A 22,462-nucleotide genomic window follows, 5' to 3' on the forward strand; every position below is an offset into this window, starting at 1 on the left:
TTAATGGGTTGTAAATGTGGCGCGAGGGTGAAGGCAAGCCAGGGTGACCGGCAAAAACGGCGGGTTCTGCCTGAATTTTGGCCTCTTTCCATCAGGTGGATGGAAGGAGGCCTGGAAGAGCCGCCGCACGTGAGGCCCGCGCGGTGCCTGCCACGAGCACCGGGCGCGGGGCGGCGGCGCGGACATTGCCACGCTCGAACAGCATCCGCCGCTCGAACGCGCTCGAGCGCATGATGGGGAAGCGGGTCAGGACGCGCTCGCGCAGGCTGCGGAAATCAGACGTCATCAATGCGACGTTGATGTGCAGGTTCGGAGCCGCACGCGGCTCGGTGATGGGTTGGTGCAGAAAGACCCGACGGTAGAACGCCTGATGTTCGGCGCGAACCGCCGCAAGCCCCGTATCGGCCTTGAAATACTCGCAGGCCAGATAAGCGAGCCGTAGCGTCAGATAGGGGAGCTCCGGAAACTTCTTGGCCTTCTCGGGGTCAGCAACGAAACGACATGGATCAACGAAAATCTCGCCCCGATCGAGGCGCGGGTAAAGCACATCGCTGAACAGGTCACTGGTATGGGACATTCGCCATTCCGACGTCAGGACGTGGAGACGAAGAGAGCTGCAGAGTTCCCCGTCGACATAGACCCCAAAGGTCCAAGCGTTGGGCGCATCGTCATAAGGATCCGTGACGCGCTGAGACTCCGATTCGGAGATCAATCCGCCGTACAGATAGCCTCTGTAGCGCAGCGCACAGATGCGGTCCCTGTCTTCCGGACTTTCGATGAGCCGGTAATCGATTCTGTCGAAAATCCCTGCCCCCCGCATCGAAAGCGGGGCGCGCGGCTCGGCCCGGGATTCCATCTGATACTCCAAACACGATGAACAACTTCCGCGAGTTTGGAAAGATTAATGACTCCTTAACAGGATTGCAAAGGATTGAATTGGTTAGGGTTAACTCCCCGTACGACTACGGAAGGGCTGCAACGAATTGAAACGACGCGAGATTTAAGAGAATCGGGATCTCAGGCGAAGGAGCGCGAGGAAATCGCGACGAGCGGCTCATCCATGCGGCGGCCATGCGAGGCGTTGAGAAGCTGGCGCACCCGCACCGCCGGCACCGGCCGGCTGAACAAATAGCCCTGCCCTTCGCTGATCGTACCGTCCGCGCTGATCAGCTCGAGCTGCTCGTTGCTCTCGATGCCCTCAACCACGACCGACATGCCGAGATCGGCGGCGAGCCGCGCCACCCCGCGCAACAGCGTCAGCGGCCGATCCGTATCGATGCCCTCGAGGAAGGAGCGATCGATCTTCACCTTCTGCATCGGAAAATTATGCAGATAGCTGAGGCTGGAATAGCCGGTACCGAAGTCGTCCAGCGAAATGCGCACCCCGAGCGCATGAAGCTGCGACAGAACGTCGTGCGTGAGCTGAGTGTTGCGCAGCAGCGAGGATTCGGTGATCTCGATCTCGAGCCGGTGCGCCGGCAGGCCCGACACTTCGAGCGCGTAACGGATTTCGCTGAGCACGTCGCGCTGGTGGAATTGCTGCGGCGAGAAATTGACGGCGACGCTGACGCCCTCCGGCCACTTCATGCATTCCATGCAGGCACGGCGCAGGATCCAGCGGCCGAGATCGACGATCAGGCCCATGTCCTCGGCGACCGGAATGATGTCGACCGGCGAAACCGTGCCGCGCACCGGATGATTCCAGCGCAGCAGCGCCTCGCAGGTGGTGATCTTGCCGGACTTCAGATTGACCAGCGGCTGATAGAACAGCTCGAACTCCTCGTTGGCGAGCGCCTTGCGCAGATCGAGCTCGAGAATGCGGCGCGCCTCGACGGTCGCCGCCATCTCGTCGCGGAAGAAGCAGAAGGTGCCGCGGCCGTCCGCCTTGGCACGATACAGCGCCATGTCGGCGTTCTTGAGCAGCGTATCGGCACTGGATCCCTCCGGCGAGGTCAGCGCAATGCCGACGCTGGCGCCGATCTCGACCAGGTGATTGTCGATGCGGTAGCGCTCGCTCAGCCGCTCGACGATGCGGCGGGCGAGCGCGGCGGCGTCCTCGGGCGAAGAGATGTTCTGCTGAAACACGACGAATTCGTCGCCGCCGAAGCGGGCGACGAAATCCTCGGGGCGCAGCATCTCGCGCAGGCGGTTGGCGACCGCGCACAGCAGCTGGTCGCCGCAGGGATGACCGAGCGTGTCGTTGACCTGCTTGAACTGGTCGAGGTCGATGAAGAGCAAGGCAGAGAGGCGCTCGGAATGATGCGAATTCGCCAGCAGCCGCACGATCTCGTCGTGGAAGCTGACGCGGTTCGGCAGCGCCGTGAGCTCGTCATAGCGGGCGAGATGGCTGATCCGGGCTTCCGCATTGGTGCGTTCGGTGATGTCTTCCAGCAGCAGCACCGTGCCGCCGCCGGTCATCGGCTGGAACGTCCAGGACAACGTGCGGCCGCGCGAGGAATCGGGATCGGCGGTGACGATCTCGCAAACCCGCGCATGCGCGATCTTGGCCATGATCTGGTTGCCGCTCTCCGCCGAGATCGAGCCGGCGGACACACAGGCCGACACGATCTCGGCCGCGTTAACGCCGCGCTTCACCAGATCGTTGGCCAGCTCCATCAGCTCGACGAAGCGATGGTTCATGACCGCCAGCCGTCCATCGGCGCGGAACATGCACAGCCCGTGCGGCATGTTGTTCAGTGCGGTATCGAACTGACCAGCAAGCGCCGCTTCGCGCTCCCGCGCTATGACCGCCTGCATGAAAATTCTGTGCAGATTGGCCGAGAGCTTCACCAGAGTCACGAGAAAGACCGCGCTCACGACAGACATGGCTACGTAATAAGGCGTGCCGCGCAAGGCCAGCGCGATGACGGTCGGACCGAAGATCAGCGACACCTGAAGCTGAAAGGCCCACTGCCGGCCGTAGGCCCTGCCCGCGCCGCCCGCAGCGAGCCCGGTGGTGACCGACAGGGCGATCATGTGAGCCACCGCGTCGTCAGTCCACAAGAGCGTTGCGGAGCACCAGATTCCGATCGCAGCGGCCTGGATCGTTGTCCCGAGCTGTGACCACCTCTGCCAGCTTGCAGCTTCGTCGACGGTCAGCGGAGCTTTGCGTTTCTGATAGCGGCGTAGCCCAAAGGCCCGGAGAACTCCGGTGAGGACAAGCAGCCCCACACAGCCCCAGATGACATTGCTTTCCGTCTTCAGCGCGGTCAAGGACGCCGCGATGACCGCGAAGGCCAGACCGGCGAGCAGCGGACCAGGTGCCTCAAACAAGGAATCGAGCAGCGCCGCCGAAATCGTAGATGACGTCGGCCACCGATCGGGCTGTCTGCTTTGAGTTGCAAGTTGCATTTTCGGGCCGCACGCGTCCTGTCTGCGCGTACTTTTACCCAGACCAGATGAACCCTTTCTGAGGGAACATCGTTAAAGTCAGGTTGTTTTTCGGCAATAGCGAAACCGTTTCCGCTGAGATATCAAGCAACTAGGAAAAGCCTGCCGAGCGCAAGGTGAAGGAAAGCTTGCTGCGCACAGAACTACGAAAAATCAGCGCTTGTTTTCGACAAGATGCTCGTTGTGAACGCGGGATCGATCTACTGGCCCGCCGTTGACGACAACAGCGGCGACCAGGCCGGGTCGGAGGCGAAGCCCGGTGTCGGCACCTTGAGCTCGTTCCGACCGGAGATGTCGACGCTGTACAGCGAAGGTCCACTATTGCCGCCGGGATCGCGGAAGAACATCAGCACGCGACCGTTCGGCGAGAAGGTCGGGCCCTCGTTGTGGAAGCCGGAGGTCAGCAGCCGCTCGCCGGAACCATCAGGCTTCATGACGCCGATCGAGAACTGCCCGCCGCCTTGCCTGGTGAACGCGATGTAATCGCCCTTCGGCGACCACACCGGCGTCGAATAGCTGGCATTGGTGTCGTCCTTGGAGAAGGAGATACGCTGCGCCTGGCCTCCGCCCGCCGCCATCACGTAGATCTGCGACCGGCCGCCACGATCGGACTCGAAGCAGATGCGGGTGCCGTCCGGCGAGTAGGATGGCGAGGTGTCGATCGCCGGCGTGTCGGTGAGGCGCGTGGTCGAGCGCGACCGCAGGTCCATCACGAACAGGTTGGAGTTGCCGCCCTGCTGCAGGCTCATGATGACGCGCTGGCCGTCCGGCGAGAAGCGCGGGGCAAAGGTCATGCCGGGGAAGTTGCCGACGATCTCGCGCTGGCCGGTCTCGATGTTGAAGAGATAGACCTTCGGATCGCCCTGGCCGAACTCCATGTAGGTGATCTCTTGCGAGTTCGGCGAGAAGCGCGGCGTCAGCACGAGATCGGAGCCGCGGGTCAAATAGCGCACATTGGCGCCGTCCTGGTCCATCATCGCGAGCCGCTTGACGCGACGCTCCTTCGGACCGCTTTCGTCGACGAACACGACGCGACTGTCGAAATAGCCCTTTTCGCCGGTCATGCGCTCGTAGATCTGGTCGGAGATGATGTGAGCGATGCGGCGCCAATATTCCGGCGAGGTGAAATATTGCTGGCCCGCGAGCTGTTGGCCGGAGATGACGTCCCACAGGCGGAATTCGGCCTTGAGCCTTCCGTCCGGCTGCCGCGTCATGCGGCCGGTGACCAGGGCCTGCGCGTTGAGGGTCTTCCAGTTCTGGAATTGCGGCGCGACGTCAATGTTGCTGATGCGCTCGATGAAGGCGGCTTGGTCGATCGGGGCGAACAGGCCCGAACGTTTGAGATTGTTGGTGATGACCTGCGTGACGCCGTTGCCGACATCGCCGTCGGACGGCGAGCCCGGCACGAAGTTGCTGATCGCGATCGGAATCGGCTGGAATTCGGTGGGATCGATGCGAAGGCGCCCCTGCGGGGCCTGGCCAAAAGCGCGCCCGCCCCCGAGCATCGCGAGCGTCGAGCCGGTCAGGGTCATGAAGCGGCGGCGGTTGATCGATCGAGCGTCATTCATTGCAAAATTCTTTTGTTCGGATGTCACAACATGTCTTTCAGGCCGAAAGTCATCGGGATGAGCTTCCAGCTCTCGTATTGCTGCTTCGGCATGAACGAATAGACCTGACACTGCACGATGGCGCGCTTGGCGCTCTCAGCCACCGCCTGGGCAATCGAGCGCGACGGTCCCCTCACCGCGACCACGATCGGCTCGGACGCCAGCGATCCGTCGATCTTCATGGGGATGTCGATGTCGGCTTCGTATTGATCGGCGTCCTGCCCGTTATAGGTCGGCGTGAAGCAGCGTTTGACCGCACCCTGGAATGCACCGCGCCAGGTCGCAACGTTATTGGCGGCAGTGCCGGTGGCCGCTCCCAGCGACGCCGACGCATTCAGCGCCGACCCTGCGAGCTCGTGCCGGGTCGCGGCACGCTTGTCGAGGTCGCGCTGGATCTGCGCGGGATCGAACGTGCGCTCCTTGGGCTTGGGTTGCTGCTGCGGCTGCACCGCCGCGACCTTCTGCTCCACGGGCTTGGGCGGCGGCTTCTTGGTCTCCTGCTTCTTCATGAGTTCAGCGAGCGGATCTTCCTTGGCCGGATCAGGCTTCTTTTCCTGCGGCTTCGGCTCTTCCTTCGGCTTCGCCTCGGCAACAGGCTTCGGCGGCTCGGGCTTTTTCTCCACCGGCTTCTCGACCGGCTTCGGCGGCGGCTCCGGCTGCGAGTTGGTCTTGATCAGCTCTTTCTTCTCGGTGACCTTGCCGACAGCGTCTTCCTCGGGCTTCGGTTCCGCGATCTTCTCGACCTTGGGCTTCGGCTCTTCCTTCTTGCCGATCTTCTGGCCCGCCATCATCTTGGCGAGCTGATCGGTAGAGATGATGTCGACCGGGAGCGACTCCTCCGGCGCGACGTAGGCCTTGCTGCTAAAGGTGACGAGCCCCCATCCCAGCACGAGGACATGGAGGGCAATCGACGCAACGAGTGTCTTGTCGACCTTCACCTTCACCGGCTTAGGACCCCTGATCCGCTTCCGTGACGAGCGCCAGCTTCTTGAATCCGGCGCCGGAGAGCTGGCCCATCACCTTGGCCACGGTGCCGTAATCTGCCTTCTTGTCGGCGCGCAGATAGATGCGCTCCTCGAGCCCGCCGCGCGCATCGGTGATCGCCTTCAGCTTCGGGATCAGCTCATTCAGCGCGATCTCGGTGTCATTGATGAACACCTTGCCCTTGATGTCGACCGACATCTGAATCGGCTTCTGGTCGTTGTTCTCGAGGCTCTTGGCCTGGGTCTGCGGCAGATCGAGCGGCACGCCGACCGTCAGCATCGGCGCCGACACCATGAAGATGATGAGCAGCACCAACATCACGTCGACCATCGGCGTGACGTTGATCTCGGCCACGACCGGCTTGCGCCGGCCACGGCGCCCGCCGCCGCCGGACGAACTCGCAACGTTCATCGCCATGATCGCGTGCCCAAATTGCCCTTCACACTAAAGACCTTTCCGTTCCGATGGAATCGGAGCAAGCCTCTGTATCCTTGTTTTGACGCGTTTTCTTTACGCGAACCGGTATCCACTTCGCTCGAAAACGCTTCATACATGCCGTCCATCAGCCCCGCTCGTCGATCTGACGCGACAGGATGGCGGAAAATTCATCAGCGAAGCCTTCGAGCCGCTGGGCCTGCCGGTTCACCTCGGAGGTGAACTTATTGTAGAAAATAGTGGCAGGAATGGCGGCGATAAGGCCGACCGCGGTCGCAAACAGCGCCTCCGCGATGCCCGGCGCCACCACCGCCAGAGAGGTATTTTTCGACGCGGCGATCGACTGGAAGCTCGACATGATGCCCCAAACCGTGCCGAACAGGCCGACGAAGGGGCCCGCGGAGCCGACGGTGGCCAGCACCAGCAAGCGGCGCTCCAGGCGCTCGACCTCGCGGGCAATCGAGACGTTCATGACTTTATCGATGCGCATCTGCAGGCCCGCGACCGAGCGGGCATGGCTCTCGAACGAGCGCTTCCATTCGCGCATCGCCGCCACAAAGCAGGCCGCCATGGAATGAGTCGGCTTGGCCGAGAGGGTGCGGTAGAGCTCCTCGATCGACTCGCCGGACCAGAACGCCTGCTCGAAACGGTCCATCGAGCGGCGGGTGCGGGCAAACAGGAAGATCTTGTCGATGGCGATCGCCCAGACCCAGACCGAGCAGGACAAAAGTCCCAGCATCACAGCTTTCACGATCCAGTGAGCCTGCCAGAACAGCGCGATCAGCGACACGTCCGCGGAAGCGGCAACCGGAAGGGCTGACTGAGCCACGTCGGCCGGATTCATAAGCAGTATCCTCTCAAGGCGATCGTTACCCGATGCCGGCCAGCAAATGGCTGCCGGTTCCCAATGGCCGCGCTAGACCGGCGCGGCCGGCAAGCCCGCTCAAAGCCTTGTCATTCTGGGGTGCAGGGCTCGTCCAAAGCCGGCCGTCTGCATTCCCTGCCAAGATGTCAAAACTATGGGCCTTTTGGCCCCGGGCCTTGACGGGCCTGGCTTGAGGCTTTGGGCGCGATTGTCCACCGCTACCAGAGCCCGGCGTTGGTTAATGCGGGGTTACCAGGGGTCAATTTGGCTGCAGGAAACGCAGCCGGCGCAGGCGGTTGCGGGGAAAGGTCCCGGAGGAACCACCCCTCGCCCGAAAAATTGTCCCGAAAATCACTTTTTGCGAGGTCTCGTCATGACCATCAACCCGAAGACGACCGCCGTGATCGGCGATCACCCGCTCCACCCCATGCTGATCCCGTTCCCCGTCGCCTGTCTGGTCGGCGCGCCGATTGCCGACCTGGCCTTCATTGGAACCGGCGACAATTTCTGGGCCAGAGCCGCGATGTGGCTGATCGGCGCCGGCATCGTCATGGCGCTCGTCGCGGCCGCAGCCGGCTTTACCGACTTCTTCAGCGAGCCCCGCATCCGCCGCCTCAACGATGCCTGGTACCATATGGTCGGCAATCTCGCCGCGGTCGTGCTGGCCCTGATCAATTTCTACCTGCGCTACGCGCAAGGCACGGAGGCCGCGATCAAGCCGTGGGGCGTTGCGCTCTCCCTGATCGTGGTCGGCATCCTGCTGTTCACGGGATGGAAGGGCTGGGAGATGGTCTACCGTCACCACGTCGCGGTGCTGGATGCGCCGGGTCAGACCAGCTCGGAGCCGGTGACGCCGCAGCATGGCGGCGAGAGCCGCCGCCGCGCCGCCTGAGACAACGGCAGATAGTCGGGGCTGGACCTGCCCGGCCCGCCCCGCCGCCGCATCTCATGACCTGATCGCGCCTCAAGCCGCCGACGCGGACTCGGGGCAGTTGGTCAACCGCGCGGGATTTCCGACCGCGGTGCAGCCGTCGGGAACGTCGGAGGTCACGACCGAGTCCGCGCCGATCCTGGCGAAGTCGCCTATCCGGATATCGCCCACGACAGTCGCGCCGGCGCCGATGAAGACACCGCGGCCGATGCGCGGCGAGCGCGCCGGCAGCTCATTGCTGCGGCCGATGCCGACATTCTGAAGGACGGTGACCTCGTCACCGATCACGACATTGGCGCCGATCACGATGCCCGTGGCATGGTCGAGATAGACCGCGGCGCCGATGCTGGCCGCCGGATGGATGCTGACCTGCAGGACGTTCGAGGCCTGGTTCTGAAACAGCAGCGCAGCATCGCGATGTTCGTGATGCCAGAGCCAGTTCGAGACGCGCCAGGCCTGCAGCGCGACATAGCCTTTGAAATGCAGCAGCGGCGCCAACAGGCCGGCGCTGGCGGGATCGCTGCGCACGATGGCCTGCAAGTCGCGACCGGCCGCGTCGAGCAGTTCCGGCGAACGGCGAAAAGCATCGCGGCAAAACGCCGCGAAGCGCGCCTGCTCGGCGGCATTGCCGCCAAGCCTGCGCCCGATCAGATCGGCGAGAGCAGCCGCAAGACCCTCATGCACGAGGATGGCCTCGGCAAGCGACGCGCCGAAGACGGGATCGGAGGCAACCGCGCGCTGCGCCTCGTCGCGTATCGTCTGCCAGAGGGCAGCGTTCGTCGCGGTTACAGCTGCCGTCATCGCCGCCTCCGGTGCTCTGGTGCCTGCTTCGTGTCTCGAATATAGACGGTCGGCAACCCGCACGCCACGCCACGAGCCGCGCGTCCCGAGCCGACAGCCGCAGCTCCCCGTGAGGTTACGAGCTTGCGTGGCCGGATATCGGCGACCATATAGTCCACCGAGTTTTCGGCCGACGCTGCTTTGGCCGGGATGTCCATGCAAAGCAGCGCGCTCCAGCCCCGCGGTGGTCCGCCATCCGCGGGTTTTTCGTACCCGGCGACCTTCGAGGCTTGCAGCCGCGAATCCCGGATCCCCGTTACTTGAGGTTAAGCCAAGACATGTCGCCCACCGCGCCCGCCGACGACCACCACGACGACATCATGTATCCATCCGCCGTGCCGTTCCTGCTGGTCCATCTCGGCTGCGTCGCGGCGATCTGGTCAGGCGTGACGTGGCAGGCGGTCGGGATCTGCGTCTCGCTGTACATCGCGCGGATGTTCGGCATCGGCGCCGGCTACCACCGCTACTTCTCGCATCGGGCGTTTGCGACCAGCAGGGTGTTTCAGTTCATCCTGGCGTGCCTCGCACAAAGCAGCGCGCAGAAGAGCGTGCTGTGGTGGGCGGCGAAGCATCGGCACCATCATCTGCATTCCGACACCGAGACCGACGTGCATTCGCCGCGCCACCGCGGCTTCCTGTACAGCCATGTCGGCTGGATCTTCTATCGCCAGCATGACACGACCGACCTCGTGAAGGTCGGCGATCTCGCGATCCATCCGGAGCTGATGTGGCTGCATCGGCTCGAACTGCTGCCGGCCGTCGTGCTTGCCGCGCTCTGCTTCCTGGTTGCGGGCTGGTCGGGCCTGGTCGTCGGCTTCCTGTGGAGCACGGTGCTGCTCTATCACGCGACCTTCTGCATCAATTCGCTTGCCCATGTGCATGGTCGCAAGCGCTACGTGACCGGCGATGATTCCCGCAACAATTGGCTGCTGGCGCTGCTCACCCTCGGCGAAGGCTGGCACAACAATCACCACGCCTACCAGAGCAGCGTGCGGCAGGGCTTTCGCTGGTGGGAGATCGACGTCACCTATTACGTCCTCACGATGTTGTCCTGGTTCGGAATCGTCTGGAATATGAAGGCGCCGCCCGAACAGGTGCTGCGCAACGAGCAGCCGCTCGGCGCGCGCGTGATCAACCGGGCAGCCCGCGAACTCGCCGGACGGTTCGATGCCCACGCCCTGGCACACGCGATCTCGTCGGCGCTGCACCGCGCGGATCTGCCCCACCTGCAACTGCCGACGCTGCAGGACATTCTCGATCGCGCCCATGACGGCGTCGACGCGCTGACGCATCTGCATCTGCCGAAGATTCCGACCCGCGAGGAATTTCTGGCCGAAGCCAAGGCGATGTTCGCGCGAACGCGATCGCTCAACGAGATCGTGGACCACGCCTACGAGCAGTTCCTCTCCTCGGTTCGCGCCCAACTCGTCGCCGTGCGCTGATCCTTTGAGGGCCCGCGGGGCTTGGACGATGGCCCGGCATGAGCACCTTCCAAGACCAAACCGCCCGCCTGCGGGTTGCGCAGACGGGCGGCTCGGGCCATCAGGACTTTGGGGGCATGCGCCTGAAGGCTTTGAGAGGCCGGCCTTGAATCAGCCGTCGTAGGTCAGCCTTTGCAGCTCAGCCTTGCGGCTGGTCGGTCGGCGGGGGGGGCGGTCGCGTGCGGTGCTGCGCCATGAACTGGTCGAACTCTTCCTTGTCCTTGGCGTGACGCAGACGGGTCAGGAAATCCTTGAACTCGCGCTGCTCCTCCTCGAGCCGCTGCAGGGTCTCGGCGCGATATTCGTCGAAGGCGCGATTGCCGGAGGACGGCGGGCCGAAACCAAAGCCGAAGCCGCGGCGCTCCATGCGGTCGCGCATGCGATCCATCTTGTACTGCATCCTCTCCATCTTGTTCTGCCAGCGATCCTGGTGGCTCCAGCACGACATTCTTCTGCTCCCGAGTGTGAAAAAGAGAAGGGCAAGTCCGATCGGCCACCAGATGATGAAGCCGAGAATGGTCACGGCGATCCAGCCGGGATGCCAGGGCGTATCGAGCATGCGGGGACGCTCGTACTGTTGGTATTGGTCCGAAGGGCCGCGCCAGCGATTAACGTCAGCGGTGTAGGCCATTTCCCATCTCCATCACGGCACCAGCGCCGTTGTGAATGTAAATAACATTTACATAGCTAGACCATCCCGCGATTTTGTCAAGCTGGCGGCAAGACACGCCCGCGTGATTCTTTGCGCAATTTTATTTCGGCTTGCCCCAAGGGCTGGCGGGCGGCGGCCCCGAACCGGAGGAATCCTCCGGTGGCACCGGCGGCGGCTCCGCGCCCTTCGCTGCAGGACGGCGGTCGGTCGGGAAGCCGAGGCCGCGCAGATAGATCAGGACCTCGGCCTCGAGCAACTCGTCCGGCGACATCGGCAGTTTTCGTCGCGCAGCGTCCCCACGCGAGAACAGCGAGGCGACGCCGTGCGCCATCGACCAGATGTGCAACGCCATCATCATCGCCGGCGGTCGCGGCATGCCGGGCGGTGCTAGCGCCGCAAGCCGCTCGGCCGCGGCGCGAATGATGTTGAAAGCGCGCTCGCTGGCGGCCAGCAGCGCCGGATTGGCATCGACCGGCAGCCCGGACTCGAACATCGCATTGTAAAAGGCGGGCTCCTCGCGGGCGAAGGCGAGATAGGCCTTGCCGACGCGCTCGAACGCGGTGACGGTGTCGGGCCGCCCGTCGTCCCAGGCTGCGGTCAGGCGCGCCTCGAACTGCTCGAAGCCGCGCTGGGCGATCGAGGACAGCAGCTCGTCGCGGTCGCGGAAATGCCGATAGGGCGCCGCCGCGCTGACGCCGGCCATGCGTGCGGCATCGGCGAAGGTGAAGCCGGCCGCGCCCTTTTCGGCGATCAGCCCGAGCGCGGCCTGCAGAAGTGCTTCCTTCAGATTGCCGTGGTGATAGCCGCGCTCGGCGCGGCGCTGCTCCTTGCGCCAGCTCATGTGAACGACTTTTACATGAGCTGGACGTGAAGGTCACTAGCGCGAGGCGGATTGGTTAACCCGTATTTTCCGCAGTCATTCTGGGGCGGCTCAGAGCCGAACCCGGAATTTCGAGATTCTCAGGCGCGCAATTGCGCACCGGGGTTCGATGCTTCGCATCGCCCCGGAACGACGGCCAACTTACGACCGCCCTGAACCTACATCTGCGGAATCGGCAAGATGGGCATGACCTCCACCGCCTCGCCCGGGAAGATCGCAAAATGCGGGTGGTTCTCGAACAGCCTTGCAGCCGCCTCCTGCGAGGCCGCCCGCACCACGGTGAAGCCGGTCAGCGCGTTGCTGATCTCGGTGATGCCGCCGCGGTCGATCCGGCGGGTCTTGCCGAGCGGGCCGCCGATCTCGACGATGACGTCCTTGTGCTTCTCGACCCAGCCGTGCCAGGCGGCCATGCCCTCGCGCTCCTTTGCCTTGCGTTCCGCCTCGGGCATCGCGTGCCAGGCTTTCATCTTCTCGCCGCTCATGCTGCCGAGGTAGATGGCGAGGAATGTGTGTTCGGTGCTCATTGGTCTCTCCCTTGTTGAGGTCTCTGGCTATGCCCTCAGGTCGTCAAAGCCGGCGGCGGCCGCCTGAACCTCAGGCGGAAAGTCGGCCATCTCCTGCACCTGCCGGATCTCGATGATTTCGTTCGGCGAGGCCGGGCACTGCTTTGCCCAGGCAATCGCCTCGGCCCGCGAGGCAACCTCGATCATCCAATACCCGCCAAGGACTTCCTTGGCCTCGGCGAACGGGCCGTCGGTGACAATGGGCTCTCCGGTCGCAAACGAAACCCGTGCCCCCATCGCCGGCGGATGCAGGCCGTCGAGCGTGATCAGCACGCCGGCGTCCTTCAGCGCCTCGTTGTAGCGCATCATGGCCGCGACACGCTCTGGGTCGAGCTGAACGTCCGGCGGCGCGGTCTCGTAACCGAGCGGGATCATCAGCATCATGAATCGCATGGGGCTCCTCATTGTTGTTCATACCGGGCTCGCGCCTGGCCGCGCTCGCCTTCAAGACGAACGGGCCCTGGCGGAACCGACATCAGGACGAGAATTATTTCGCGATGCCTAGCGCGGCTGCGGCAGGAAGCGACCGTCCTGCCGGGCCGCGCCGAAATAGACGTCGATGCGACGGACCTTGCCGCCTGCGAAGGCGAAGAACTCCGTGTTACGAAAACTCCTGCCATCTGTTGCCAAGCAGAAATAGGTGACGAAGGCCTCCTCGCCCCGGACGAAGATCCGCTCGATGTGATGGCGCGCGATCCAGCCGCTGTCGCTCCAGCAGCGTTCGAAATAGCTGGCCTTGTCGAGATCGTCGTCGAACGGGCTCGTGAAGCGGAAATCGTCGGCCAATGCGTCGGCGACCCGCTGCCGGTCGTTGGCGAGATAGGCTGCGAAGAGGTCTCGGATCAGGCGCTCATGGTGGTCGGGCATTGCGGGTCTCCTCAGTAACGATCCGCTGAAAGACGTTCCATCGAGAACCGTCCCGACGTCGCGCCGTCGACTTGGGGCCTTTCTTGCCGGACCGAAAGCGCAGTAGAAGGAATCGGCGCTCGCGCGCTGCCTCCCAAACACAGGACATATTCGCCCATGCCGCCAGCCCCGCAGAAGGTCGCCCTCGTCACCGGAGCCGCACGCGGCATCGGGCTTGCCACCGCGAAGAAGTTCTTGGCCGAGGGGTGGCACGTGGCGCTCCTCGACATCGAGGGCGAGCTGCTCGGCCGCGCCGTCGCCGAGATCGGCCAGGACGAAGCGACCCTGGCGTTGACCTGTGACGTGTCCGACGCGGCGGCGGTCGGCGCCGCGATCGAGGCGGTCGAGCGACGATTCGGCCGGCTGGATGCGCTCGTCAACAATGCCGGCATCGCCGTGTTCGCGCCGCTGATGGAGACGTCGGACGCCGACTGGCGCCGCGTGCTCGAGGTCAACCTCACCGGGCCCTTCCTCTGCACCAAGGCCGCCGTGCCCCTGATGCGCGAGGGCAATGGCGGCGCCATCGTCAACATCACCTCGATCTCGGCGGTGCGCGCCTCGACGCTGCGCTCGGCCTACGGCACCAGCAAGGCCGGGCTCGCGCACCTGACCAAGCAGCTCGCGGTCGAACTCGCCTCCCTCGACATCCGCGTCAACGCGGTCGCGCCGGGGCCGGTCGACACGGCGATGGCGAAGCAGGTGCATACCAAGGAGATCCGCGCCGACTATCACGACGCCATTCCGCTCAACCGCTACGGCCTCGAGGAGGAGCTTGCGGAAGCGATTTACTTCCTGTGCTCGGCGAATGCGAGCTACATCACTGGCCAAATTTTGGCCGTTGATGGCGGCTTCGATGCAGCAGGTATCGGCCTGCCGACGCTGCGCGGGCAAAGGCGCAACGGGTAGGCACGGAATTTGTAGGCACGGAATTGCGGGGTGGATTTGCCGAAGGCGTGATCCACCTCTTTGTGATCGCCGGACGAGAGAGATGGTGGGTTGCGCCTCCGGCGAACCACTTTAGGAAACCGAGTTGCAGGAGAGTTCATGCGGCGTATCACCTGCCTCAATGCCCTGATGCTCGCATTCGCGCTGCTCGCCGCCACACCCGCCGCGGCCGAGATCCGCATCATCCAGTCTCCGGGCGGGCAGGTCGGGCCGTTTCTCGATTTATTCGAGAAGGTGCGCGAGAGTGGCGAGCGCGTGGTGATCGACGGTCCCTGCCTGTCTGCCTGCACGCTGGTGCTGAGCATCGTGCCGGGGGAGCGCATCTGCGTCACCAAGCGCGCCGTGCTCGGCTTCCATGCGGCCCGTTCGGTGGATCGGCACGGGCGCTTCTATGCCGAGCCGGAGGCATCGGTCGCAGTGCTCGCCGCCTATCCCGGTCCGGTTCGCGACTGGATCAGCCGTCGTGGCGGGCTCACCGCGCGGTTGCTCTTGCTCAAGGGCCGTGATCTCGCCGCAATCTATCCGCGCTGCCGCTGATGTATTTTGGCAGTCGCCAAGTGTGTGACGTCAATCTGTGAGCCGCGTCACATTAACGGCGCCGGGCTCGAAAGGCGTCTGGCTTGGCTGGCCCGAGGCCATACGTCAGGTTCCCCGTGCTCGCACATCAATGCGCACCGGGTCTTTGCGCCATCGCGCTTTGGCTGCCTTCAATAGAGAGTCTGGATCACCGGCACCAGCTTCATGCTGGCGCAAATGAGCATCCCCCAAAGGGCAAAGTTGATCTGCAGCGCCGTCGCCATCGGTCGCTCCCCTTCCAAGTGACGTCCACCCTAGTTTTTAGATTTTATGAATCACCAATAGCGATTCTGACGTGCAGATCACAGCCCAATATTGCGTCAATTGTTGTGCGCTGCAGTCCGGTTGGTTTCACGAAGCGGCCTCACTGCTCCCGCAGAGTTCATGCGAATCGTAATTCCTCCGCCGCGCCGGCCAATTCGTTGCGTTAAGTTCCATCGACCGAGGCGATGCAAGTTTCCTCTGCGGAGCTTGGCATTGCGCAGCAAAAATTCGGGTCCGGCATGATGCGACACGGCTTCATCTTGCTCACTTTGTGTACAGCGCTGCTTGGATGTGCAGTCGCACCGGCGCAGGAGCGTCGCCCGATCGCGTGGGATGGCCTTGGGCAAGATCCGAACAAGGCCGCGAGCCGCCCTCGCATCGCGAAGCGGCGCGCAGCGAATTCCGCGCCTGCGGCGAAGGATCCTAATCTGGAGCGGGAACGCGTGCTGGGGACCTTGCGGCCATACTCCGAGGCATGGTGGGCCGTTTACGACGCGATCGAAGCGGAGAATGACAAGCAACTCGGCGCCAAGCTCGTGATCTGTCCTCGCTGCGTGCAATCCTCACCGCAGGGCGAGGAGACGACCGGATCAATCCGATGACGGCCGAGCCGTGCGTGACGGAACGCCTCTTTCGTTCCGTGACGATTCAGATGCGTCCCCTCTCCCGCAAAGATGGAGAGAGGGGAATCGCAACGCAACAAGACATGCGCGGTCGCGCGCGTCACATTCCCTCTGGACAGTTCACCATCCAGGGAATGCCGAACTTGTCGACGCACATGCCAAAGCCCTTGGCCCAGAACGTCTTGCTGAAGGGCATGGTGACGCTGCCGCCGTCGGCAAGCGCGTTGAACTTGCGCTCGCCATCCGCGGGGTCCTTGACCGTGAGCGAGATCGAGAAGCCCTGCGGCTTGTGAAAGTGCTCGGCCGGCGCGTCGGAGGCCATCAGCACGCTACCGTCGGGGAGCGACATGCGGGCATGCATGATCATCTTCTCGCGGCCGGGCGCGGCCGGCACCTCCGGCGGCGCGTCCGATGCGCGCATCATCGCCTCGATCTTGCCGCCGAGGACCTTGGTGTAATAGTTGAAGGCCGCTTCGCAATTGTCCTGGTAGAACAGATAGGGATTGAGCATCGTTTCTCTCCTCTTCGTTTGCTGTGGACTTATTGCTTCTCGGTGAGCTTCTTCAGGGCGGCGAGCCTGCCTCGAAATCCTTGCCGATCATGCTGTCCATGTTGATGAACACCTGCATCACCTTGGACAGGAACGGGGCCGGACCGTACATCGCCCATGTGACGAGTGTGGCATCGCCTTGCGGCACAAAGGTGAACTCGGCAGTGTTGTGGCCTTCGAACGGCCGCTCGAAATCGAGCTTGATGCGAAGCTTGGACGGCCCGCTCGCCTCCAGGATCTCCATATGGCCGGCGCCGACATTGTTGTTGCCGTCCCAGGCATAGGTCGCGCCCCGTCCTTCCGCGGCTCCGCCGAAGGTCCGTTTCATGGCGGGGTCGCGAGCTTCATAAGGCGACCAGGCGGTCCAGCGCCGGAAATCGGCCACCTGCGGGTAGATCGCGCCCGCCGGCGCCTTCACGGCGAGGCTGCGCTCGACTCGGAATGTGTCGGGCTTCGTCAAAGCAAAGGCGAGGACAGCGGCAATTGCGGCCGCGAGGACGATAGCGATAACGGCAATGGCTTTCAGCATGAGAGGCTCCGTAGATCCGGGCTTAGGACGAACGGAAACCGCAGGGACCGACAAATCGGAAGCGGATTTTTTGCCACAGTCCTCACCCCACGTCATGGCGGGGCTTGTCCCGGCCATCCATGTCTTAGCCAGGAGGACCGGCCAGCGTGGATGGCCGGAAAAAGCCCTGGCATGACGATGTGGAGGCAGAAGCGCCTAGGTCGCCTTCACGCCCTGCCTCGCGCCCGCCTGCTTCGGCTGGCTGTCCCGGATCAGGCGATCGAGGTGCATGCGGATATGGGCGGCTTCCGCCGAGGTGTTGGCGAGCGCAATGGCGCGGTCGAAGGCGATGCGGGCTTCGTCGTTGCGGCCGAGTTGCATCAGGAAGGCGCCGCGCACGCCGTAGAAATGGAAGTAGTTGGCAAGCTTGGGCGCCAGGGGCTCGATCAGCTCGAGCGCGGCCTGCGGCCCACGCACCTTGGACACCGCAACCGCACGATTGAGCGTCACCACCGGTGAGGGCTGCACCACTTCGAGTGCGCCGTAAAGCAGGTCGATCTGCGTCCAGTCGGTCTCCTCCGGAGTCGCAGCGCGGGCATGCAGCGCGGCGATCGCGGCCTGGATCTGATAGGGCCCGCTGCGGCGGTGGCGCATCGCCTTGTCGATCAGCGCCAGCCCTTCCGCGATCATGGTGCCGTTCCACAACGAGCGGTCCTGGTCGTCCAGCAGGATCAGCGAGCCATCTGCGGCAAAGCGCGCGGCACTGCGTGCATGCTGCAGCAAGATGAGCGCCGTGAGCCCCATGATTTCCGGCTCGCTCGGAAACAGCCTGAGCAGCAGGCGCGCCAGCCGGATCGCCTCTTCGCAGAGCGGCTTGCGGATCTCCGCGGTGTCGCCACTCGCCGAATAGCCCTCGTTGAAGATCAAGTAGATCATCGCCGCAACACCGGCGAGGCGTTCGGAGCGCTCGACCGCGCCGGGCGCTTCGAACGGCGTGCCGGCTTCGGCGACTTTCGCCTTGGCGCGTGTGATGCGCTGCTCCATCGCCGCGTCCGAAACCAGGAAGGCGCGCGCGATCTGCTTCACGGTAAGGCCCGAGACGATGCGCAGCGCCAGCGCGATCTGCTGCGTCGCCGGCAATTGCGGATGACAGCAGATGAACATCAAGCGCAAGATGTCGTCGCGGTAGTGCGAGCCGTCGAGCCGCTCGGCCAGTGCGCCTTCGGCATCATCGAGATCGGAGATCGCCTGATCGTCCTCCGGCAGCGGCTGCTGCTTGCGGGCGCGGCGAACTTCATCGATCGCGACGTTGCGGCCGACCATGATCAGCCACGCCGCAGGATCCCGCGGCGGCCCGTTCTGCGGCCAGGTCTTCAGCGCGCGAAGGCAGGCGTTCTGAAAGGCTTCCTCGGCCGTATCGAGGTCGCGGAAATAACGCAGCAGAGCGCCGACCGCCTGAGGGCGCGCCGAGGTCAGCGCAGTCTCGATCCAGGCGGCATCTGTCTCGCTCACGTCAGATTTCCTCCTGGCCGGAACACGCCGACGGGGCGCACCTCATAGGCACCGCCGGGATTGGCGGCGCCGAGATCGCGCGCAACGTCGAGGGCGTCGTCGAGGTTCTTGCAATCCACGATGTAGAAGCCGAGCAGCTGCTCCTTGGTTTCGGCATAGGGGCCATCGAGCACCAGCGGCGGGTCCTCCTTGCGCAGGGTGGCGGCGGCCGTGGTCGGCAACAGCCGCGCCACCGGGCCGAGCCGGCCCTGGCTCGTGAGCTTCTCCTGCACCACGGCGAGCTTCTTCATCACGGCCTCGTCCTGCTCCTTGCTCCAGGAGCCGACGAAGTCCTCATCGTGATAGCAAAGGATGGCATAAAGCATGGGGCGGCACTTTCCTCGTCTGTTCTAAAGACGCGCCAATATGCCCCGCCCCGACAGCGCTGCGGAAAAAATTTGCAAGAAAAATCCGGCAGATCGTGCCAAGGAGGGCCTTCTCAAGCGGAACCTGACGAGGCACTTCGAATGACCATGGGCACACTGGCCGTCCTGATCAACAGCACGCAGCAGAACTGGCTGCCGGAGCGCTGGAAGGCCCGGTTCGACGCGGTCTGCGGCGGCCGCCGCGTGGTGCTGCTGCCGGATGCCGGGCTCGATCCGGCCGAGGTGCACTATGCCGCGGTGTGGAAGCCAGTGCCGGGCGATCTCGGCTCGTTTCCCAATCTGCGGGCCATCTTCAATCTCGGCGCAGGCGTCGATGCGCTGATGGCGGACAGGAGCCTGCCCGACGTGCCGCTGGTCCGCGTCGCCGTGCCCGACCTCACCAACCGCATGACCGAATACGTCGTGCTGCATGTGCTGATGCACCACCGCCAGGAGCTCTATCTCAGGCAGTCACAGCGCGAGAAGCGCTGGGAGCCGAAATATCAGTGGCCGGCCAGCGCCGTCACGGTCGGCGTCATGGGATTGGGCACGCTCGGCGCGGATGCGGCCGACGTGCTGCGGCGGCTCGGCTTCCGGGTCGCCGGCTGGAGCCGCAGTCCGCGCGCGATCGATGGCGTCGAATGCTTCCACGGCGCCGCGCAGATCGATGCCTTCCTGCGCAAGACCGACATTCTGGTCTGCCTGCTGCCGCTGACGCCGGAGACGCATGGCATCCTCAACCGTAACACCTTCGCAAAACTCAACCGCGCCAGCCCGCTCGGCGCGCCGGTGCTGATCAATGCCGGCCGCGGCGGCTTGCAGAACGAAGCCGATATCCTGGCCTGCCTCGACGACGGCACGCTGGGCGCCGCCTCGCTCGACGTCTTCGTGCAGGAGCCGCAGCCCGCCGACAGCCGGTTCTGGACCCACCCCAAGGTGGTGCTGACGCCGCACAACGCCGCCGACACCGACGCAGACGCGATCTCGGCCTATGTCGCCGAGCAGATCGCGCGGTTCGAGGCGGGCGGTGCGCTGGAGAACGTGGTGGACCGGGCAAGGGGCTATTGAAGCTTCGCCTCCTAAAGCGCGATGAATTCAGGCTTGATCACTGCAAAGACGGAGATGCGCTCCCTCTCCCGCTTGCGGGAAAAGGTGTTTCCGCAATGGGACAATCCCTGGAGGAGAAACCCCTCACCCGCGCCTTCGGCCCGACCTCTCCCGCAAGCAAGCGGGAGAGGTTGCACTAAGCCCGTGGCAATCGATTCGACCTAAAGCCATTCCGCTCTACCCTTTGACACCCACCATCACGTCGATCGCGCCCTTGACGATTGCCTCCAGCTCCTTGCGCGACACGCGGGCACGCGAGCGGATGGCGATGCTGTGGACGGTGGCCGAGGCAATCTGGGCCAGCACGACCGGATCGGCACTCTCCGGCAACTCGCCCTTCTCTTTCGCGCGGCGGAAGCAGCTTGCAAAGGCCTTGTCGAGCTCACTCAGCCCGTCGAGCACCATGGCGCGGATGTCGGGATCGCCAACGGCTTCCGACGCGGCGGTCACCACCGTGAAGCAGCCGCGCGGACCGGTCTCGCCGGACAGATAGATGTTGAGCGCGGAGGCGAAGATCCGCTCCAGCCGCTGGCGCACGGGCATTTCCTCGCGAAAAATCGCAGCCATGGAGGCCCGCGCTTCCTCGCGGTAGCGCTGATAGCTCTTGATGTAGAGCTCGCGCTTGTCGCCGAAAGCGCCATAGAGGCTCGGGCGGTTCATGCCGGTGGCCTCGCTGAGATCGTCGAGTGAAGTGGCGGCAAACCCCTGCCTGCGGAACAGGTCCAGTGCCTTGCCCAGCGCGACCTCTGGCTCGTAGGCGCGCGGGCGGCCGCGGCGCTTCGGCGGCGCGGGCGCGGTGGACGGCCCCTTTGATTTTTGTACCATTTCGCAAATTAATCCTTGACCGACCTCATATTATGCAAGATGGTACAAAAATCAATCTGGCCAGGTTGAGCGAAAACCTCAGGAGAAATGCCCAAGGAGGCTACAGATGGATCTCTATTTCTCGCCGCTCGCCTGTTCGATGGCGACACGCGTCGCGCTGTATGAAGCCGGCGCCGAGGCGAACTATCTCGAGGTCGACCCGCCGACCAAGACAGTGCTGAGCGACGGCTCCGACTTCCGCGCCGTCAATCCGATCGGCCTGGTGCCGACATTGCGCACTGACGAGGGGCGTGGTTCTGACCGAGAACGCGGCGATCCTGCAATACGTCGCCGACCGCTTCCCGCAGTCCGGGCTCGGTGCCGCCGCAGGCATCGAACGCACGCGTCTACATCAATGGCTGTGCTTCATCGGCACCGAGCTGCACAAGGGCCTGTTCGTGCCCGTGCTCGACCGCAAGGCGCCGCAGGAAGTCAAGGCCTACGTGCTGGAGAAGAACCTGTCGCGGCTCGACTATCTCGACAACTACCTGAAGGGGCGCGACTTCCTGCTCGATCATTTCAGCGTGGCGGACGCCTATCTCGTCACCGTCATCAACTGGACCATGGCGACGCCACCAATCGAGCTTGCGAAATGGCCGAACGTGAAGGCCTATTACGAGCGCCTGCGCCAGCGGCCGTCCATCGCGAAAGCGATGGCAGAGGAGTTCGAGCTGTACAAGGCCGAGCTCGCGCGCAAGAAGGCGGCAGCATAAGGCCATCTGCGTATTTCGCGCGGCCGCGACGCCGTCCCGGCTCGGTCGGGACGGCGTCGTTCGGCCTTCAGCTCGACTATTTCGGCGCCTGCAGCACGATCCCATAGCGGCCGTAGATCCGGTCGATCGTGCCGTCGCTTCGCAGCCGCTCCACTGCATCGTCGATAGCGTCGCGCAACGCATCGTCCGGGCGGATCATGCCGACGGCGACGTTCCAGTTGAGATCGGCGACGCTCTCGTCGCGATCCAGGATCTGGAGCTTCTTGTCCGGATGCGTCAGATTGAAATAGTTCGCCGCAGTGGGCGTGACTGCGGCAGCATCAATCTCATGGTTCGAGACGGCCTCCAGGCTGTCGCTCTCGAAACCGAAGGTCGACGTCGGCACGCGCCGTTGACCGATGATCATGGCTGCGATCGAACCGACCTGCACGCCCACCCTGGTCGCCTCGTTGAGGCTCCCGAACGAGGTGAGCGTGCTGGATGACGGCACCGCGAGTGCGATGCCCGTGCGATAATAGGGTTTCGAGATCCTCAGGCGGGTTTCACCCTGCGCCTCGCGGTCGGCGATGACGTCCAGAAGAATGTCGCAGCCGGCGCTACGCATCTGATACTGGGTGATGATCCAGTCGAGCCTGAGCGAGACACCGAGCTCGCGTGCCAGAACCCGGCCGAACTCGACCTGAAAGCCGGGAGGATCGCCGGCCTTCTGCGCAAAGGGAAGCGAATTGGGATGCGCGCACAGCCCGATCACGCCGCTCGATCGGACCGCCTCCAGGGTTCGCGCCTGCGCCGGTCCCGACAGAACGATGGCGATGACGATGGCCGGGGCGAATGCCTTCATTCCGCGTTCTCTCTGCGATGG

23 protein-coding genes and 2 pseudogenes are annotated in these 22,462 nt (G+C 64.0%); 7 read left to right on the forward strand and 18 right to left on the reverse strand.

What is annotated here, in order from left to right; genetic code table 11:
* Positions 1 to 91 precede the first annotated feature (91 nt).
* From P6U31_RS31740 to tolQ, 6 genes are all read right to left on the reverse strand, one after another.
* Positions 92 to 856, reverse strand: coding sequence for an N-acyl amino acid synthase FeeM domain-containing protein (locus P6U31_RS31740; protein ID WP_407185574.1), 765 nt, complete (start codon positions 854 to 856; stop codon positions 92 to 94).
* A gap of 161 nt (positions 857 to 1,017) precedes the next feature.
* Positions 1,018 to 3,351 carry a putative bifunctional diguanylate cyclase/phosphodiesterase gene (locus tag P6U31_RS31745; protein ID WP_407185575.1) on the reverse strand — a complete coding sequence of 778 codons (2,334 nt, stop codon included), beginning with the start codon at positions 3,349 to 3,351 and terminating at the stop codon, positions 1,018 to 1,020.
* Positions 3,352 to 3,590: 239 nt separating this feature from the next.
* On the reverse strand, positions 3,591 to 4,958 hold the full coding sequence (gene tolB, locus P6U31_RS31750; protein WP_407185576.1) for a Tol-Pal system beta propeller repeat protein TolB: 1,368 nt from the start codon (positions 4,956 to 4,958) through the stop codon (positions 3,591 to 3,593).
* A 23-nt stretch (positions 4,959 to 4,981) separates the two neighbouring features.
* Positions 4,982 to 5,941: a protein TolA gene (locus tag P6U31_RS31755; RefSeq protein ID WP_407185577.1), complete on the reverse strand. Its 960-nt coding sequence runs from the start codon at positions 5,939 to 5,941 to the stop codon at positions 4,982 to 4,984.
* A 4-nt stretch (positions 5,942 to 5,945) separates the two neighbouring features.
* Positions 5,946 to 6,398: a protein TolR gene (tolR, locus tag P6U31_RS31760; protein ID WP_025034102.1), complete on the reverse strand. Its 453-nt coding sequence runs from the start codon at positions 6,396 to 6,398 to the stop codon at positions 5,946 to 5,948.
* 145 nt (positions 6,399 to 6,543) lie between these two features.
* Positions 6,544 to 7,260 (reverse strand): protein TolQ, encoded by a 717-nt coding sequence (gene tolQ / locus P6U31_RS31765; protein WP_018641591.1) that lies wholly within the window; start codon positions 7,258 to 7,260, stop codon positions 6,544 to 6,546.
* A gap of 394 nt (positions 7,261 to 7,654) precedes the next feature.
* Here tolQ and P6U31_RS31770 point away from each other — a divergent pair, with 394 nt between their 5' ends.
* Positions 7,655 to 8,173, forward strand: a complete 519-nt coding sequence (locus tag P6U31_RS31770) for a DUF2231 domain-containing protein (protein WP_407185578.1) — start codon at positions 7,655 to 7,657, stop codon at positions 8,171 to 8,173.
* 72 nt (positions 8,174 to 8,245) lie between these two features.
* On the opposite strand, the gene P6U31_RS31775 is transcribed toward P6U31_RS31770, so the two are convergent.
* Entirely contained in the window at positions 8,246 to 9,013 is a 768-nt protein-coding gene (locus P6U31_RS31775) for a serine acetyltransferase (protein WP_407185579.1), read from the reverse strand.
* A 317-nt stretch (positions 9,014 to 9,330) separates the two neighbouring features.
* Here P6U31_RS31775 and P6U31_RS31780 point away from each other — a divergent pair, with 317 nt between their 5' ends.
* Positions 9,331 to 10,494 (forward strand): acyl-CoA desaturase, encoded by a 1,164-nt coding sequence (locus P6U31_RS31780; protein WP_407185580.1) that lies wholly within the window; start codon positions 9,331 to 9,333, stop codon positions 10,492 to 10,494.
* A gap of 178 nt (positions 10,495 to 10,672) precedes the next feature.
* Here P6U31_RS31780 and P6U31_RS31785 read toward each other — a convergent pair whose 3' ends face one another.
* The 5 genes from P6U31_RS31785 to P6U31_RS31805 all read right to left on the reverse strand — a co-directional run bounded on the left by P6U31_RS31785 (position 10,673) and on the right by P6U31_RS31805 (position 13,495).
* Positions 10,673 to 11,164 (reverse strand): DUF2852 domain-containing protein, encoded by a 492-nt coding sequence (locus P6U31_RS31785; RefSeq protein WP_407185581.1) that lies wholly within the window; start codon positions 11,162 to 11,164, stop codon positions 10,673 to 10,675.
* A gap of 121 nt (positions 11,165 to 11,285) precedes the next feature.
* A complete protein-coding gene (locus tag P6U31_RS31790) occupies positions 11,286 to 12,026 on the reverse strand; it encodes a TetR/AcrR family transcriptional regulator (protein WP_407185582.1) in 741 nt (246 codons plus the stop codon).
* Positions 12,027 to 12,223: 197 nt separating this feature from the next.
* Positions 12,224 to 12,589 carry a hypothetical protein gene (locus tag P6U31_RS31795; protein ID WP_407185583.1) on the reverse strand — a complete coding sequence of 122 codons (366 nt, stop codon included), beginning with the start codon at positions 12,587 to 12,589 and terminating at the stop codon, positions 12,224 to 12,226.
* Positions 12,590 to 12,616: 27 nt separating this feature from the next.
* Positions 12,617 to 13,021: a YciI family protein gene (locus P6U31_RS31800; protein WP_407185584.1), complete on the reverse strand. Its 405-nt coding sequence runs from the start codon at positions 13,019 to 13,021 to the stop codon at positions 12,617 to 12,619.
* Between the two features lie 108 nt (positions 13,022 to 13,129).
* The gene (locus P6U31_RS31805) at positions 13,130 to 13,495 is read right to left on the reverse strand and encodes a nuclear transport factor 2 family protein (RefSeq protein ID WP_407185585.1); all 366 of its coding nucleotides are present in this window, start codon (positions 13,493 to 13,495) and stop codon (positions 13,130 to 13,132) included.
* A gap of 156 nt (positions 13,496 to 13,651) precedes the next feature.
* Between P6U31_RS31805 and P6U31_RS31810 the strand changes: the two genes are divergently transcribed.
* The 3 genes from P6U31_RS31810 (at position 13,652) to P6U31_RS31820 (ending at position 15,921) form a co-directional block, all read left to right on the forward strand.
* Positions 13,652 to 14,440, forward strand: a complete 789-nt coding sequence (locus P6U31_RS31810) for an SDR family NAD(P)-dependent oxidoreductase (RefSeq protein ID WP_407185586.1) — start codon at positions 13,652 to 13,654, stop codon at positions 14,438 to 14,440.
* A gap of 138 nt (positions 14,441 to 14,578) precedes the next feature.
* On the forward strand, positions 14,579 to 15,016 hold the full coding sequence (locus P6U31_RS31815; RefSeq protein ID WP_407185587.1) for a hypothetical protein: 438 nt from the start codon (positions 14,579 to 14,581) through the stop codon (positions 15,014 to 15,016).
* 542 nt (positions 15,017 to 15,558) lie between these two features.
* Entirely contained in the window at positions 15,559 to 15,921 is a 363-nt protein-coding gene (locus P6U31_RS31820; RefSeq protein WP_407185588.1) for a hypothetical protein, read from the forward strand.
* A gap of 121 nt (positions 15,922 to 16,042) precedes the next feature.
* On the opposite strand, the gene P6U31_RS31825 is transcribed toward P6U31_RS31820, so the two are convergent.
* The 4 genes and pseudogenes from P6U31_RS31825 to P6U31_RS31840 form a co-directional block, all read right to left on the reverse strand.
* Positions 16,043 to 16,453, reverse strand: a complete 411-nt coding sequence (locus tag P6U31_RS31825; protein WP_407185589.1) for a VOC family protein — start codon at positions 16,451 to 16,453, stop codon at positions 16,043 to 16,045.
* A gap of 29 nt (positions 16,454 to 16,482) precedes the next feature.
* Positions 16,483 to 17,021 (reverse strand): annotated as a pseudogene (locus P6U31_RS31830) (SRPBCC family protein).
* A gap of 195 nt (positions 17,022 to 17,216) precedes the next feature.
* Positions 17,217 to 18,512 carry an RNA polymerase sigma factor gene (locus tag P6U31_RS31835; RefSeq protein WP_407185590.1) on the reverse strand — a complete coding sequence of 432 codons (1,296 nt, stop codon included), beginning with the start codon at positions 18,510 to 18,512 and terminating at the stop codon, positions 17,217 to 17,219.
* Positions 18,509 to 18,877, reverse strand: coding sequence for a YciI family protein (locus P6U31_RS31840; RefSeq protein WP_008546388.1), 369 nt, complete (start codon positions 18,875 to 18,877; stop codon positions 18,509 to 18,511). The genes P6U31_RS31835 and P6U31_RS31840 overlap by 4 nt, the downstream gene beginning before the upstream one ends.
* Positions 18,878 to 19,018: 141 nt before the next feature.
* Here P6U31_RS31840 and P6U31_RS31845 point away from each other — a divergent pair, with 141 nt between their 5' ends.
* Positions 19,019 to 19,984, forward strand: coding sequence for a 2-hydroxyacid dehydrogenase (locus P6U31_RS31845; RefSeq protein WP_407185591.1), 966 nt, complete (start codon positions 19,019 to 19,021; stop codon positions 19,982 to 19,984).
* Positions 19,985 to 20,200: 216 nt separating this feature from the next.
* Here the strand turns inward: P6U31_RS31845 and P6U31_RS31850 are convergent, their stop codons facing one another.
* Positions 20,201 to 20,848, reverse strand: coding sequence for a TetR/AcrR family transcriptional regulator (locus tag P6U31_RS31850; protein WP_407185592.1), 648 nt, complete (start codon positions 20,846 to 20,848; stop codon positions 20,201 to 20,203).
* A 106-nt stretch (positions 20,849 to 20,954) separates the two neighbouring features.
* Here P6U31_RS31850 and P6U31_RS31855 point away from each other — a divergent pair.
* Positions 20,955 to 21,600: pseudogene (locus tag P6U31_RS31855) on the forward strand (glutathione binding-like protein).
* A 76-nt stretch (positions 21,601 to 21,676) separates the two neighbouring features.
* On the opposite strand, the gene P6U31_RS31860 reads toward P6U31_RS31855, so the two are convergent.
* Positions 21,677 to 22,441: a transporter substrate-binding domain-containing protein gene (locus tag P6U31_RS31860; RefSeq protein ID WP_407185593.1), complete on the reverse strand. Its 765-nt coding sequence runs from the start codon at positions 22,439 to 22,441 to the stop codon at positions 21,677 to 21,679.
* Between the last annotated feature and the right edge of the window lie 21 nt (positions 22,442 to 22,462).

Origin of the sequence: Bradyrhizobium centrosematis (assembly GCF_045571495.1) — a bacterium.
Taxonomy (GTDB): domain Bacteria; phylum Pseudomonadota; class Alphaproteobacteria; order Rhizobiales; family Xanthobacteraceae; genus Bradyrhizobium; species Bradyrhizobium centrosematis.

Bases quoted from the DNA above. Each gene is read 5' to 3' on its own strand.
- P6U31_RS31740 (WP_407185574.1), bottom strand. From the start codon at position 856: ATGGAATCCCGGGCCGAGCCGCGCGCCCCGCTTTCGATGCGGGGGGCA.
- P6U31_RS31795 (WP_407185583.1), bottom strand. From the start codon at position 12,589: ATGAGCACCGAACACACATTCCTCGCCATCTACCTCGGCAGCATGAGC.
- P6U31_RS31775 (WP_407185579.1), bottom strand. From the start codon at position 9,013: ATGACGGCAGCTGTAACCGCGACGAACGCTGCCCTCTGGCAGACGATA.
- P6U31_RS31810 (WP_407185586.1), top strand. From the start codon at position 13,652: ATGCCGCCAGCCCCGCAGAAGGTCGCCCTCGTCACCGGAGCCGCACGC.
- P6U31_RS31840 (WP_008546388.1), bottom strand. From the start codon at position 18,877: ATGCTTTATGCCATCCTTTGCTATCACGATGAGGACTTCGTCGGCTCC.
- P6U31_RS31800 (WP_407185584.1), bottom strand. From the start codon at position 13,021: ATGCGATTCATGATGCTGATGATCCCGCTCGGTTACGAGACCGCGCCG.
- P6U31_RS31845 (WP_407185591.1), top strand. From the start codon at position 19,019: ATGACCATGGGCACACTGGCCGTCCTGATCAACAGCACGCAGCAGAAC.
- P6U31_RS31780 (WP_407185580.1), top strand. From the start codon at position 9,331: ATGTCGCCCACCGCGCCCGCCGACGACCACCACGACGACATCATGTAT.
- tolQ (WP_018641591.1), bottom strand. From the start codon at position 7,260: ATGAATCCGGCCGACGTGGCTCAGTCAGCCCTTCCGGTTGCCGCTTCC.
- P6U31_RS31860 (WP_407185593.1), bottom strand. From the start codon at position 22,441: ATGAAGGCATTCGCCCCGGCCATCGTCATCGCCATCGTTCTGTCGGGA.
- tolB (WP_407185576.1), bottom strand. From the start codon at position 4,958: ATGAATGACGCTCGATCGATCAACCGCCGCCGCTTCATGACCCTGACC.
- P6U31_RS31820 (WP_407185588.1), top strand. From the start codon at position 15,559: ATGATGCGACACGGCTTCATCTTGCTCACTTTGTGTACAGCGCTGCTT.
- P6U31_RS31815 (WP_407185587.1), top strand. From the start codon at position 14,579: ATGCGGCGTATCACCTGCCTCAATGCCCTGATGCTCGCATTCGCGCTG.
- tolR (WP_025034102.1), bottom strand. From the start codon at position 6,398: ATGGCGATGAACGTTGCGAGTTCGTCCGGCGGCGGCGGGCGCCGTGGC.
- P6U31_RS31745 (WP_407185575.1), bottom strand. From the start codon at position 3,351: ATGCAACTTGCAACTCAAAGCAGACAGCCCGATCGGTGGCCGACGTCA.
- P6U31_RS31805 (WP_407185585.1), bottom strand. From the start codon at position 13,495: ATGCCCGACCACCATGAGCGCCTGATCCGAGACCTCTTCGCAGCCTAT.
- P6U31_RS31850 (WP_407185592.1), bottom strand. From the start codon at position 20,848: ATGGTACAAAAATCAAAGGGGCCGTCCACCGCGCCCGCGCCGCCGAAG.
- P6U31_RS31770 (WP_407185578.1), top strand. From the start codon at position 7,655: ATGACCATCAACCCGAAGACGACCGCCGTGATCGGCGATCACCCGCTC.
- P6U31_RS31790 (WP_407185582.1), bottom strand. From the start codon at position 12,026: ATGAGCTGGCGCAAGGAGCAGCGCCGCGCCGAGCGCGGCTATCACCAC.
- P6U31_RS31785 (WP_407185581.1), bottom strand. From the start codon at position 11,164: ATGGCCTACACCGCTGACGTTAATCGCTGGCGCGGCCCTTCGGACCAA.
- P6U31_RS31825 (WP_407185589.1), bottom strand. From the start codon at position 16,453: ATGCTCAATCCCTATCTGTTCTACCAGGACAATTGCGAAGCGGCCTTC.